General features: G+C 45.1%; 8 protein-coding genes. 3 read left to right on the forward strand and 5 right to left on the reverse strand.

What is annotated here, in order from left to right:
- Window positions 1-151: 151 nt before the first annotated feature.
- The 4 genes from BCT34_RS08530 to hemL all read right to left on the reverse strand — a co-directional run bounded on the left by BCT34_RS08530 (window position 152) and on the right by hemL (window position 7,614).
- Entirely contained in the window at window positions 152-3,541 is a 3,390-nt protein-coding gene (locus tag BCT34_RS08530; RefSeq protein WP_076655100.1) for a response regulator, read from the reverse strand.
- A gap of 216 nt (window positions 3,542-3,757) precedes the next feature.
- Window positions 3,758-4,780, reverse strand: coding sequence for a 16S rRNA (guanine(1207)-N(2))-methyltransferase RsmC (gene rsmC, locus BCT34_RS08535; RefSeq protein WP_076655101.1), 1,023 nt, complete (start codon window positions 4,778-4,780; stop codon window positions 3,758-3,760).
- Between the two features lie 110 nt (window positions 4,781-4,890).
- Window positions 4,891-5,976, reverse strand: a complete 1,086-nt coding sequence (locus BCT34_RS08540; protein WP_076655103.1) for an AI-2E family transporter — start codon at window positions 5,974-5,976, stop codon at window positions 4,891-4,893.
- 342 nt (window positions 5,977-6,318) lie between these two features.
- The gene (gene hemL / locus BCT34_RS08545) at window positions 6,319-7,614 is read right to left on the reverse strand and encodes a glutamate-1-semialdehyde 2,1-aminomutase (protein ID WP_076655105.1); all 1,296 of its coding nucleotides are present in this window, start codon (window positions 7,612-7,614) and stop codon (window positions 6,319-6,321) included.
- A 296-nt stretch (window positions 7,615-7,910) separates the two neighbouring features.
- Here hemL and erpA point away from each other — a divergent pair, with 296 nt between their 5' ends.
- The 3 genes from erpA (at window position 7,911) to BCT34_RS08560 (ending at window position 12,740) form a co-directional block, all read left to right on the forward strand.
- Window positions 7,911-8,252, forward strand: coding sequence for an iron-sulfur cluster insertion protein ErpA (erpA, locus tag BCT34_RS08550; protein ID WP_004734539.1), 342 nt, complete (start codon window positions 7,911-7,913; stop codon window positions 8,250-8,252).
- A 263-nt stretch (window positions 8,253-8,515) separates the two neighbouring features.
- The gene (locus BCT34_RS08555; protein WP_076655106.1) at window positions 8,516-9,640 is read left to right on the forward strand and encodes an efflux RND transporter periplasmic adaptor subunit; all 1,125 of its coding nucleotides are present in this window, start codon (window positions 8,516-8,518) and stop codon (window positions 9,638-9,640) included.
- A gap of 10 nt (window positions 9,641-9,650) precedes the next feature.
- Window positions 9,651-12,740 carry an efflux RND transporter permease subunit gene (locus BCT34_RS08560; RefSeq protein ID WP_076655107.1) on the forward strand — a complete coding sequence of 1,030 codons (3,090 nt, stop codon included), beginning with the start codon at window positions 9,651-9,653 and terminating at the stop codon, window positions 12,738-12,740.
- 95 nt (window positions 12,741-12,835) lie between these two features.
- On the opposite strand, the gene BCT34_RS08565 is transcribed toward BCT34_RS08560, so the two are convergent.
- On the reverse strand, window positions 12,836-14,125 hold the full coding sequence (locus tag BCT34_RS08565) for a peptidoglycan DD-metalloendopeptidase family protein (RefSeq protein WP_076655108.1): 1,290 nt from the start codon (window positions 14,123-14,125) through the stop codon (window positions 12,836-12,838).
- Window positions 14,126-14,210 lie beyond the last annotated feature (85 nt).

Here is a 14,210-nt window from a genome sequence, read left to right on the forward strand (position 1 = left end):
GCTTGAGTAACGTGCCATTTCTCTTGTTTAATACAGTAAAAAAAGTGTATTTGAATAGACACGATTGTGCTTTGAGCGATACTAATACTGACAAAAAAGCCCACGCTAGGTGGGCTCCATGATTCAAAGTATCGTGATGTTGGTTCAGGGGTTAACTGGTCAGTAGCTTCTGCAGTTTATCCCTTAGCATCTCAATGTGGGTTCTTTCAGGAGTTTGTTCTTTACAGTGTTCCAGTATGAACTCGATTGAGCTCAATACCGTTCGCCAGCGAGGCGTTTTCGGCAGCGTTTCTACACGTAGGTATTTATCCAACGTTCGCGTTTGAAGCGTACTGCGGTCTAAATAGACGCGCCACAAGCCACTCTTCTCGGCGAAAGCAAACTTGGTTTCACCAGTAACAGACTCCCAGTAGATGATGGCATTAGTCATGGCATCGACCAGCACTTCACGCATCAACTCTTGTTTGTTTTTACCTTCCCCCGTTGCTTTGTCTGCAAGACGAGTAAATTCTCCGCCAAGCTCTTTCAGCTGCTGTAACTTATCTTTGTCCCCTTCAAACGCATAGCTAGAGAGTGCCTCAACAGCCGTCTCAAGGTTATTGATTCGGTTTGAGTTAACACCACCACCTACATTAAAGATATACATGGTGTCGAGCCCTGAGCCTTCAGGTAGCTTTAGGATGTCACTTGGTATGCGCTGACGTGTGTCATCTATATAGATATCAATATCACCGCAGTAGTGCGCTTGTTCCACCTTAAGGTATTTAGGTGCGATGATCTCGTCGGCCATAGAGCGCTTAAGTTGTTCTTGTCCACGTCTAAACAGCTTCGCTGCCGCTTCGTTGGCAAAGCGAATACGCTGATCATCGCGAATACAGATGATGGCCTCTGGTGCTGATTCTAATTGCTCTAATAAGCGACCTTGTGTTTCTAGTAAGTTAGCTTCAACCATAGCTCGGTGTTTGAGTTCGAGTTGCAATTGGTCGTTCTCAAGGCGTCTCTGCTCGGCTTTACTCGCTGATAAGTGTGCCGTAATTCGAGCTGCTAGTTCTTGTTTGTTGAACGGCTTAGACAAGTAGTCATTGGCACCCGCTTCGAAACCTCGAACACGGTCTTCTGCTTGGTTGAGCGCTGTTAGCATAATGATTGGCAATTGAGCATGGTCATATTGCTTTCGTAGTGACTCACAAACCTGGTAACCGCTCATGCCTGGCATCATGATGTCGAGTAGAAGCAATTCAGGTTTCTCTTTTTCAATCAGCTCAATAGTTTCAGGGCCATCACACGCAGTTCGTACTCGATATCCCTCTAATTTCAAGAAGCTGTCTAGCACTCGTAGGTTAACGGGTTCATCATCGGCGATAACCAATAGCGGACCATCTGGGTTCTCACTGATAACACTGTTTTCTTGTTGGCTGTTATCAATTAAATCAGGTGCTTGGAAGTGTGAGTAGCTGCCTGATTCGTTGTAGTTTTTAAGCTCTTCTTCCGTTGCCAAAGGCAGAGTAAAGCTGAACGTGGTGCCAAGCATCGGCTGACTACTTACGTACAGTGAGCCACCCATTAACTCGATTAGCTGACGACTGATCGATAACCCAAGCCCTGCACCTTGGCGGTAGTTACTCGCATCTTGTCCTGCTTGAATCAGAGGTTCGAAGATATGTTCAAGGTACTCAGCCGGTATGCCCTGTCCAGTATCGACAACTTGAACACGAATGTTGTCGTCAATAACGCTGGCAGAGATAACAATCTTACCTTCGGAAGTGTACTTGATAGCATTACCGACCAAGTTATACATCACTTGCTCAAGTCGTTGAGGATCGGATGAAACCAGCCCTAAATCGCTTGGAACTTGGTTAATAATACGGATTGGCTTATTGCCCAATAGGTGATGAGATAGCTCTAGTACAAGGCTGGTGGCTGCCGACAAATCAACAGCTGATTTCTTAATATCTAAGCTGCCATAGCGCATTTTGTGATAATCAAGCAGATCATCAACCAAGGTTGCTAATCGCTGACCACTATTGATGATGATGTCCAACTGGTACTTCTGGTTCGCAGGAATAGGACCGTTCGCACCGGATATCAACGCCTCAGCGATACCAACCATGCCATGCAGTGGTGTTCTCAACTCGTGTGAAGTCGTGGCTAGGAACTCATCTTTAAGTTTGTTCGCTAGCTGCAACTCTTCGTTCTGCTTTTGAATGGTCTTAAGGTTGTCTTCAAGCTCATCGTTTTGGCTTTTGATCAGCTGCATTTTTTCACGAATCGAACGCTGCATTCTTTCAAAACTGACTGCAAGACGGCCTATCTCATCCTTGCGTTCGGTATTGATCATAGTTTCATCGAGATCGCCAGCAGACACTTTTTCAGCAGCCCACGTCAATTTAAGTAGTGGCGATGTAATGAAGTTAGACAGATAGTGCGATGCAACGACTACGAGAATGATCGCCGTTAGCATCACGATCACAAAGATCTTTTCTAACTGATGAATTCGGGCAAACGCCTCTTTTTCTGGCAGTTCTACGACAAGAGCCCATGTTGCGTATTTGAGCTCAATTGGCGTATAGGCCGCAATGATCGCTTGATCTAGTGTGTTGTCGAAGGTGCCAACTGCTGTTTCGCCAGCCAATGCTTTATCAACAACGTCAAGGCTCAAATTGATAGATTCTTGTGAATGAGCAAGGCTACGTGGCAGGTGATCGTCACCCACAAGTAGCGTTTGAATATTTGAACTCTTGTTGAGATCTGCAATCAGCTTGGTGATGCCATTGATTGGCAGCCTAAACATCGCGTAGCTGTGAAGGTAGCCTTGCTGAACGATAGGTGCGCCTAACCATGCGGTCTGTTTGTCGTTCTCGTCTTTAAAGTCAGAAACGATAACTGGCGTGTAGTCCTCGTTAGATTTACGTCGGTCAGTCACGTCTTTGGCTAGTCGTTGAAAGGTAATACCTAGGTTGGAGTCCTTGTATTTTCCAGTCAGCAAGTTAGTACCGTAATCGTCATTTTTAAAGACGGAATAAGCAACGTTTCCGTTGATATCAACCAATAGAATATCGTCAAAATCAGAGCGTTTAAGCAGCTCTAGGTAAGCATTATGGTAGCGCTTGTGCAGGAGACGATAACGCTCACTGCCAATGAAGCTGCTGGACTCTGGAAGAATTGACGTTTTGATCTGATCGCCAGAGCCTTGAATGTAGCGTTGCTGAGCATTACTGCGTGCTTCGTCAATATCTAACCCTAATCGTTGGAAGGCATTGATCAATCCATAGAACCGGCCGCCACTGGCATTGGCTAATTCTGAGCGAACAAAGCCCATCACTTGTGACTCTTGAGCTTGTAAGTAATCGACAATTTGCTGCTGCTTAGTATCACGAACCGAAACAAGGTGTGAGGTACTTTGTTCCTGAAGATCCTGACTGTGCGATTGAAGGAAAAATATCGCAATAAGTGTCACAGGGGTAATACTGAGGACAAGAAATGCCAGCATTAAGGTATTTTGAAGACGCTTAAACTTCTGCTTACGATAAAATCTAAACATAAATTGGGTACTACTTTCCTTTGATGTACTGCTAAAAGGGGCGAAAACAAGTACAGAGAATAGAATTAACGGGTTCCAATTTAACGAAATTAACGAGTTTTTTTACTTTGACAAGTAAGTGGTATTTAAAGCGTGTGCAAAAGCTCATTTTTATAGAGTTTTGACAAAAATATGAACAGACAGCGCAGATAATGAACCTGCGCTGTGCTAGATGGGTTATTTGTTTGCGTGATAGATCGCGAATTTAGTGGTCTTATTTAGAGTCGCGCATTTTCCAAAAGCTTGCTCAATAATCGGAATGTATTTTAAGAAACTGTTCGCAACAATAATCATCTCACCAGAGCGCTTCAAATGCTTAGGAGCCTGAGCAAGCAAGGTCTCAGTCGCGCTGTAGCTCGTGTCTAAACCTGAATGGAATGGTGGGTTACTGATGATGAACTGATAGTCTTCTGCAGTATCAGAGTAGACATCTGAAGCGAAGACTTTACTCGTTAAACCGTTCGCCTCTAGCGTTGCTTGGCTTGATGCTACGGCAAATGCACTAATATCACACATTTCTAGCTCGATATCAGGGTTACGAGATGCCATTACTGCGCCCAATACACCTGCACCACAGCCAAAGTCCAGCACCTTGCCTTTTAGACTAGGCAGAGTATCAAGTAGAAGTTGGCTACCGACATCGAATTGACCGTGACTGAAGACTCCTGGAAGGCTTTTTACCGTCAGTGATTGCTCATCAATGTTAACCGTGTAGGTCTTAAACCAGTCTTGTAAGTTGAATGCTTGAGGTTGTTCGAAGCATTGACCCCAGTAGAAAGAGCAACGACGTGCTGAATCGTATTTAACGACTTTGCCGTAAGGGGCAAACATCTTCTCGATGCTTTTCACGCCTGAACGGTTCTCACCGACTACGACGATCTCTGTATCTTCGCCTAGCTTAGCAAACAGCATCGCTAACAAAAATTCAGCTTCAGCTTTGGCTTTTGGCCAGTACAGCATCACTAAATCGGCTTTGGTCTCTTCGGTAAACTCTGCACCATAAAAACGTTGGATGGTATTGCAACCCTCCAATTGGCGGTAGTAGCTGTAATTCGAAGTAAATACGGTGACTGATTCACAATGTTTCGCTAACTCAACAGGGAACAAGTCTTCAGCCTCACCGGCAACTAAAACATGTTTGCCTTCAAAGTAGGCGAGTTGGCGTTGAGCAATCTGGCTTGGGGCAATATAAGCTGACATAGGACACTCTGTTGAATCGTTAGCAAAAAATGAGGGCGGATTTTCGCATAATCCGCCCAAAGCTTGAAGTGTTTAATACTCGTTCGGCAACCAAGTTGCTGAACAGTTGGTTAACTCTTGTCTTGCTGGTTTAGAAAGTCTTTAAACTCTTCATCGTAGATGTTGAATAGGACAATCGTAATCGCAAAAATCAGTGGGCCGTAGATAAGACCAATTAGGCCAAACAGTTGAATACCACCCAATAGCGAGAAGAAGATCATTAGGGTGTTCATTCCTGCACTGCCTTGCATTAACAGCGGTCGTAATAGGTTATCAATTGAACCAACAATCGCCACACAGTAAACCGTTAGGAAAATCGCCCATGTGGTATCACCCGTTAGGAACAAGTAAGTTGCTGCTGGGATCCAGATTAGTGCGGTACCGACAACAGGGATGAAAGAAGCAAAACCCATCATGGTGCCCCAGAATAGCCCCGGGAAGCCTGCAAGCCACATACCTAAGCCGCCTGCAATACCTTGTGCAATTGCAGTTAGGAATGAACCCATAACGGCTGATTTAGATACTTGCTCTATCTCATTAAGTAGTTTGTCTTCTTGGCTACGAGACAGCGGAAGAATATGACGAACCACACTGATGATTTTGTCGTGATCTCTTAATAAGAAGAACAGAACAAACAACATCAAGAAGAAGTCCATCAAGAAATTGGTCGCGTCACCTAAGATTTTCGCACTAATGCCAACCAGTTTAGAGCCGAAGCTTGTCGCGAACTCACCCACCTTTTGGGCGATGGCTTGAGGTTCAATATTGTCAAAAGGCAGATAGTTGTTTACGAAAGACAGGGCTTTCACAACCAAAGGGTGTTCGAATAGAGTTTGAATACCGCCGTGTGTTACCCATTGATAGGTGTTCTGAGAGAACAAAGAACCTTGCTGCACAATCGCGGCAAAAACGGCTAATAAAGGGATAACAATAATAAAGGTTAAGATGATACAAGAGAGCAGGGATACGATGTTTTCTTTATTCGGTATCTTTTTTTCAAGCCACTCATGGATCGGGAACATCAATAGTGAAATGATAAAGGCCATCACGATTGAGTTAACGTATGGCTCAATAAGCAGGTAACAAGCATAAGCCGCCGCGAGTAGGGCAATGATGATTACCCAATGGCTGGAATTGATTTTAATTTTTTCTGACACGGTAATGGTCTCTATATTTGCGTTCTGAGTTTATAATGGCTGCAAAACAGAGAGTTAGCAATGAGGAGTTTTTATTATGGGATGCTGTGATAAAGATAAGAAATGCCAAGACGAACAACAGCAAACAAAAAAAGAGATCCCTTGGTTCAGAATGTTTCTGGGTACCTTGATGTTGTTGGTTTTTCTTTTCTGGGAACGTTAAACGCTTTTCGTTGAGTATTTGAATAAATTGACGAGTAGTTTCAGCACGATGCTTAAGGCTAATTAAATCGGCGCATCAAAAAGGGCTGCGTTAATGCAGCCCTTAATTCAATCGGTTAGCGACTTATAAAGTGCTTTCGACTATTTGCTTTCAGCAGCAATGATCGCAAGAGAACGGTCAGCGGCTTCTAGCGTTGCATCAAGTTCTTTAGAACCATGAGCAAGAGAAGTAAAGCTTGCTTCGAATGCTGAAGGAGCAAGATAAACACCGTGATCCAGCATTAGGTGGAAGAAGCGCTTGAAGCGTTCTACATCACACTTGGTTACATCTTCGTAGCACGTCACCGTTTCTTGGTCTGTGAAGAAGAAACCAAACATACCACCAACTTGGTGTACTAGCATCGGGATGCCGTGCTTGTCAGCAAGTTGCTTAAAGCCATTCGCTAGTTGCTTAGTTTTTGAAGCTAGACGCTTTTCGTTGCCTTCTTCTCGTAGAAGGTTCAAACATGCGTAGCCCGCAGCCATTGCAACAGGGTTACCTGAAAGTGTACCTGCTTGGTAAACTGGGCCTGTTGGTGCGATGTATTGCATCACTTCTTTACGACCACCGAAAGCACCCACTGGCATGCCGCCGCCAATCACTTTACCAAGACATGTTAGGTCTGGCTTGATGTTGTAGTAAGCCTGCGCACAACCTTCAGCAACGCGGAAACCTGTCATCACTTCATCAAAGATTAGCAACGCACCTTCTTGGTCACAGATTTCACGTAGACCTTCGTGGAAGCCTTCTACTGGTGGGATACAGTTCATGTTACCCGCAACTGGCTCAACGATGATGCACGAAATCTCGCCTTTGTTTGCAGCGAACAGTTCACGTACTGAATCTAGGTTATTGAAGGTTGCAGTCAGTGTGTGCTTAGCAAAATCAGCTGGAACGCCAGGAGAGCTTGGTTGACCTAGAGTCAGCGCACCAGAACCTGCTTTTACAAGTAGGCTATCTGCGTGACCGTGGTAGCAGCCTTCAAACTTAAGAATTTTGTCACGACCAGTGAAACCGCGAGCTAGACGAATCGCACTCATTGTTGCTTCAGTACCTGAGCTCACCATGCGTAGTTGTTCCATTGATGGAACCATCTCAGATACAAGCTCAGCCATTTTTATTTCAGTTTCAGTTGGTGCACCGAAGCTAAGGCCGCGCTGAGCAGCTCCAATCACAGCATCACGAATAACAGCGTGGTTGTGACCAAGGATCATTGGACCCCAAGAGCCAACGTAATCGATATATGCTTTACCATCAGCATCAAAAATAAGTGGGCCATCAGCGCGTTCAACGAAGATTGGAGAACCACCTACGCCATTGAATGCACGAACTGGAGAGTTTACGCCACCAGGAATAGTTTGCTGTGCTTTTTCGTACAGCTCTGCTGATTTGGTCATTGATATATCCTCTTTTGACTGTCGGACCAATTGGCACGCATTGTACCTATCCCTAATCCAACTAGGAATGCTTTCGCCCATATAATCACCCGAATCTGGTTGTTTTGTGTGGTTACACGTTTTAATTGCCAGATATTGACGAGTTTACAGCAGTAAAAGGAAGGATCCGGTGGTGAATACTTGAACGTTTCAGTCAGGTATTAGATAATCACCCGAATATAAGAAAATACTCAACAACTATGGTCTCGAATTCGATTTGTATCATGTTGTTTTTGACACAGGTAAGAGAGGTTGTCGTGAGCGAAGTAAATATCCCATTGTCTTTTTCTGATGCAGCAGCTACCCGCGTACAAACGCTAATCGCTGAAGAAGAAAACCCAGAACTAAAACTGCGTGTATACATTACAGGTGGTGGTTGTAGTGGTTTCCAATACGGCTTCACATTTGATGAAAAAGTAAATGATGGCGACACTACGATTGTAAACAGCGGTGTAACGCTAGTTGTTGACCCAATGAGCCTACAATACCTTATGGGCGGCATGGTTGATTACACAGAAGGCCTCGAAGGCGCACGTTTCTTTGTGAACAACCCAAATGCGACAACAACATGTGGTTGTGGCGCATCATTCAGCGTATAGATTGAACCGAAATATAGCTTTCATCGAAAGCCATATTCGAAACATCGTAAACGCCGGACTTATGTTCGGCGTTTTTGTTTTTACAACTTATTACTTTTCAAAGCATTCCCTTCATTTTTAGTACACGGCATATTTTTTAAATTGTCGATAGCGTCCAACTTCGTTAGGGATTGGTCTGGTAAGGTTACTCATGTGCATCAGGAAGTTGCACGCGATGTTGTTGAGCCAATTGACGTACCTAATGCGCCACAAAAGGATTTGCTATGCCCACTCTATTTTCTAACTCACCATTTCTTCAGAAGCTTAAACAGCCGTGGTTGGTTTCTCTCGCTCTAGTTGTGTTGTTGTCTATCTGGCTTGGTTTAGGTGTAGGACAAGCAGAAGAAGCACCTGAAAAAAAAGCGACAGAAATCCCATTGGCTAAGGTTTCCTTTCAAACATTCACTTCATCACCGACTTATAAAACGATAGACCTTTATGGTCGAACTGCGCCCGATAGGCATGCGCGATTAGGGGCGGAAGTTGCGGGCAAGATTGTCAGATTGAATGTGGTTAAAGGCGATATAGTAAAAGCTGGACAAGCCATAGCTCAAATAGATAAAGGTGATCTGGAAATACAGCTAGAGCGTGCATCAGCTCTGTATCGCTTGAAGCAGAAAGAGTTCAAAGCGGCGCAATCATTGAAGAAAAGAGGTCTGCAAGGAGAAATTGCTTATACCACCGCAGAGGCATCTTTAACTGAAGCGAAAGCCATGATGCGCAATGCGGAGTTGGCTTTAAAGAATACGGTGATTACTTCGCCTTTCTCGGGTGTGGTGCAAGACTTGATGGTCGAGTTGGGTGATTTCGTAGGTGTTGGCGATCCAGTCGCAGGCGTGATTGATCTCGATCCCCTTGTTATTGAAGCGGATGTCAGTGAGCGTCATATCCAACATCTGCTAGTTAATCAAGCAGCCTTGGTTCGTCTGTTAGGACGAGAAGAAGCAGAAGGGCGCCTGCGTTATGTTTCTCGAATCTCTTCTGCTTCTACCAATACCTTCCCAATCGAGATTGAGATCGATAACTCTGAAGGCCTATTACCTGCAGGTGTCAGCGCCGAAGTAAAGCTCAACCTAGAAACACAAGATGCTATCAAGATTACACCAGCGATGCTGGCATTGGATGAGGCGGGTAACCTTGGGGTTAAAACCTTGGTCTCGGCTAGTGATTCACCGACGGTGAAGTTTGTGGAAATCCAATTAGTAAAAGCTGAGCAAGATGGAGTATGGCTCACGGGACTAGGTCAACGTGTCGACATCATCACTGTAGGTCAAGGTTTTGTGCGTGACGGTGATTCTGTGATTGCTGTTGAGCAAGGTGCTGAACTCTCAAATGTAGCCGCTGAGTAGGAGATTGCCGATGTATTCAATTATTGATGCAGCCTTGTCTCGTGCTCGAACAATGCTTTCGCTATTGGCGCTAATCCTTGTCGCCGGTGTCGTCACCTATATCACGATCCCCAAAGAATCGAGCCCAGACATTACCATCCCGATTATCTATGTTTCTGTTGGGCACCAGGGTATTTCGCCAACCGATGCCGAACGCTTATTGGTTAGGCCGATAGAACAAGAGTTGAGGTCGATTGAAGGCGTAAAAGAGATGACAGCAACTGCCGCAGAAGGGCATGCCTCTGTAGTGTTGGAGTTTAATGTCGGAGTCGATCTTACTAAAGCAATGGCTGATGTGCGTGACGCCGTTGACCTTGCTAAGCCAAAACTTCCAGAAGACAGCGATGAGCCGACCGTAAATGAGGTTACTCTTGCTTCGGAACAACCTGTGCTTTCTGTTGTGTTGTTCGGCACTGTTCCTGAACGCACCATAGTGCAAATTGCCAGAGAAGTCGGAGATAAGCTCGAAAGCTATCGTCAGATATTAGAGGTCGATATTGCGGGTGATAGGGAAGACATAGTTGAAATCATCGTTGATCCCCTGTTGATGGAGAGTTACAGCCTAGATCAAGCGGATATCTATAACTTAATCGCTTTGAACAATCGAGTGGTTGCCGCTGGCTTTGTTGATACTGGCTACGGACGATTTTCTGTCAAGGTTCCTTCTGTGTTTAACTCCTTAAAAGACGTGCTTGAGTTGCCAATCAAAGTGGATGGTAAACAGGTAGTCACTTTTGGTGATGTCGCCACGGTTCGCCGAGCGTTTCGAGATCCAGAAAGCTTTGCTCGTTTAGATGGCAAATCTGCGGTGGTGTTGGATATTAAGAAGCGCGCAGGTGAGAACATCATAGAAACAGTTGAGTTAGTCAAAGCCGTAATGGCTGGTGCTCAGCAGCAAGCAGAATGGCCAAATAACCTGCTGGTTAAATACACCTGGGATGAATCGAAAGATGTGAAGATCATGCTCAATGATCTGCAAAACAATATCTTATCCGCCATTATTCTGGTGGTGATTGTTATCATCGCGATTCTTGGTGTTCGTACTGCATTATTGGTAGGTATTTCAATTCCTGGATCATTCCTGACGGGGCTATTAGTTCTTTCTGTATTCGGGTTAACCGTAAACATTGTAGTGCTGTTTTCGTTGATTATGGCGGTAGGGATGCTGGTTGACGGTGCGATTGTGGTGACCGAATTTGCCGACAGGCGGATGCAAGAGGGCGAAGGACGTAAAGCCGCGTACCGAGATGCGGCAAAACGGATGGCGTGGCCGATAACCGCATCCACAGCGACAACCTTAGCTGCATTTGCTCCTTTGTTGTTTTGGCCGGATGTAACGGGCGAATTCATGAAGTTCCTGCCATTAACATTGATCGCGACATTAACAGCATCACTGATCATGGCTTTGTTGTTTGTGCCCGTACTCGGTGGTTTGATTGGCAAACCTCAATACGTATCGTCTAAAAGCCAAGCTCGAATGGTCGCACTGCATAATGGCGATTTTTCACAAGCCACTGGCTTAACTAAGGCGTATTACCACACACTTTCAGTTGCGATTAAGCACCCCTTTAAGATTTTGTTCAGTGCGATACTGCTCGCGGTTGCGGTTGGTTTTACGTATTCAAAAGCGGGACTCGGTGCCGAGTTTTTCCCTGAAGTTGATCCGCCATTCTTTAATGTCAAAGTGCGTTCCCATGGTGATCTGTCCATCCAAGAAAAGGATGACATCATGCGTGATATTGAACAGATGATGCTGAATCATGACGAGTTTGATACGGTTTATACGCGTACTGGTGGCGACGACCAGATTGGTTTGATATCGATTACTCCTGTCGACTGGCAATATCGCCGTAGTGTTAAGGAGATCATTGATGAGTTAAAGGTGAAAACCGATCAATACGCTGGTGTCGAGATTGAATACAAGTTCCCTGATGCAGGGCCTCCGGTTGAAAATGACTTGGTTATCGAGCTTTCCGCTAAAACACCTGCGCAACTTAATCAGGCCGCAAAAATTGTGAGAAATTGGGCGGATGGAAATCAAGCACTGACCAATATTAGCGACACTGCGAGTAAAGACGGCATCGATTGGAAGGTGGATATCCGCCGAGACGATGCCGCGCGTTTTGCAGCAGACGCGACCTTGGTCGGCAACACCGTTCAGTTCGTCACTAATGGTCTCAAGATTGGTGATTACCTGCCTGATGACTCTTCAGAAGAGGTCGATATCTTGGTGCGCTACCCTAATGACAAGCGCGATATTGGGCGTTTCGACCAGCTAAGAGTCAAAACTCCTGCCGGCTTAGTGCCGATCACTAACTTTGCTCAGATTATTCCCGACCATAAGCAAGACACGATTAAGCGCCTTGATGGAAAGCGTGTGGTGAACATTATGGCGGATATGGAAGAGGGCTATAACCTTGCGCTTGAACTACCGAAGATAGAGCAAGCGTTAAGCGAGTTGGGCTTACCGAGTAGCGTTGAGTTCCGTATTCGAGGTCAAAATGAAGAGCAAGAGAACTCGTCAGCCTTTTTGCAAAGTGCTTTCTTGGTAGCACTGGCGGTGATGGCTTTGATTTTGATTACTCAGTTCAATAGTTTCTATCAAGCGTTCCTGATTCTAAGTGCGGTGTTGTTCTCAACCGTTGGTGTATTTGTTGGCTTGCTTATCTTCCAGCGCCCGTTTGGTATCGTGATGTCTGGTATTGGAGTGATTGCGTTGGCAGGGATAGTGGTGAACAACAATATCGTACTGATCGATACCTATAACCAGCTAATTAAAAGAGGCTTGGATAAGCGAGATGCGATTCTAAGAACCGGTGTTCAGCGTTTAAGGCCGGTAATGCTCACCACGGTCACCACCATTTTAGGATTAATGCCGATGGTGCTAGAGATGAATATCGACCTGATTAATCAAAAGATAGAATTTGGCGCGCCGAGCACGCAGTGGTGGTCGCAACTTGCTACCGCTATTGCTGGAGGTTTGGCGTTTGCTACGGTGCTAACCTTGGTATTGACGCCTTGCCTGTTAATGCTTGGGCGAGATAAGAAGTCTGAAGAATAACAGAGGACTCTGATTCGGCGGAAATAAAAAGAGCGCCTTAGTGGGCGCTCTTTTTATTGGTTCTATGGCTCTTAACCTAATTGGTCGTCAGTAACCTAATTAGTTGCTAGTAACTGACCGTATCGCTCTAGGTTATTCAATCGAATCTCTGAGTTCGCAATAAATGTTGCTTTTGCTTTACCGGTTAACGACTTAGATTGAGGCAACTTCACGGTACGCGCATTCTTGTGTACGCCATTAACCAAGAATTCATAATGTAAGTGTGGGCCAGTCACACGACCTGTACCCCCTAAAGTACCAATGGTTTGGCCTTGTTTTACGCGCTGACCTGTTTTCACCATACGTCGCTTCATGTGCAGGTATTTGGTGATGTAGGTGTTGCTGTGGCGGATGAACACGTAGTTACCGTTGAATTGGTTGTAACCAGACTTCTGCACGATACCGTCACCGGCTGCCCAAATTGGTGTGCCAACAGGGGCTGCGTAGTCAGTGCCTCGGTGAGCACGAACTTTGCCTGTTACTGGGTGCTTTCTGTTTGGGTTGAAGTTTGATGTCACACGACGGAAATCAATAGGAGAGCGCAAGAAGGCTTTCTTCATCGCACGACCATTTTCGTCGTAGTAGTTACCCGTTTTATCGTCTAATACCGCGGTAAATGAGTCACCTTGGTTTTTGAATACGGCTGCCATGATCTTGCCGCGACCAATGACTTCGCCTTCCACCACTTTCTCTTGGTATAAGATTTTAAAGCTGTCGTTCTTACGAATATCCAATGCAAAGTCGATATCCCAACCAAAGATACCCGCCAGTTCCATAATTTGGTTTGCAGTTAAACCTGCGCTTACACCGGCATTCCAGAAGTTAGAGGTGATGTTGGCTTCTGCATAGTTATATTGGTAAGCCACTTCTTTTTTATCAAAACTTGAAGTGAAAGAGTCACCTGATTTGGTGATTTTGAAGCTTTCAAACGCGCTAAGTTGTCGTTTGAGTTGAATAAGGTCGTTGTTCTCATCAAAGCCAAATTGCAATACATCGCCAGGTCTCAGGTTAGACAGCTGTTTCTTAATATCATCATTGGTATTGAGTAGTGTGATCAGCAGGCGGTATGAAAGCCCAATACGCTCGAATAAAACCGAGGTGCTTTCGCCAGAGCGAACGGTGTATTTCTCCCAATTGAGTACTGCCGTCGGTGGAGCGTCACTTGAGCTAATAAGCGCAGAGGCATTGATCGTCAATGGGTAATGTTTTCCCACAACTAAAGCGCCCGAATTGTCACGCAAACTGCTGACATCGGGGAGTAAGAAAATCGCGACGAAAATTACGGCACTAAAAAATGCGATAAAAGCCCGGTGCAAAATAGGAAGGCGTGCAAAAATAGACAACATGTTCCGGTTCGTTCAGTAAATATTATGAAAATCGACGACGGAATAGTGTAACTGGTTTCAAAATACATCGCTATTCAAGTAAGAT

The organism is Vibrio sp. 10N.261.45.E2, from assembly GCF_002875705.1.
Lineage (GTDB): Bacteria > Pseudomonadota > Gammaproteobacteria > Enterobacterales > Vibrionaceae > Vibrio.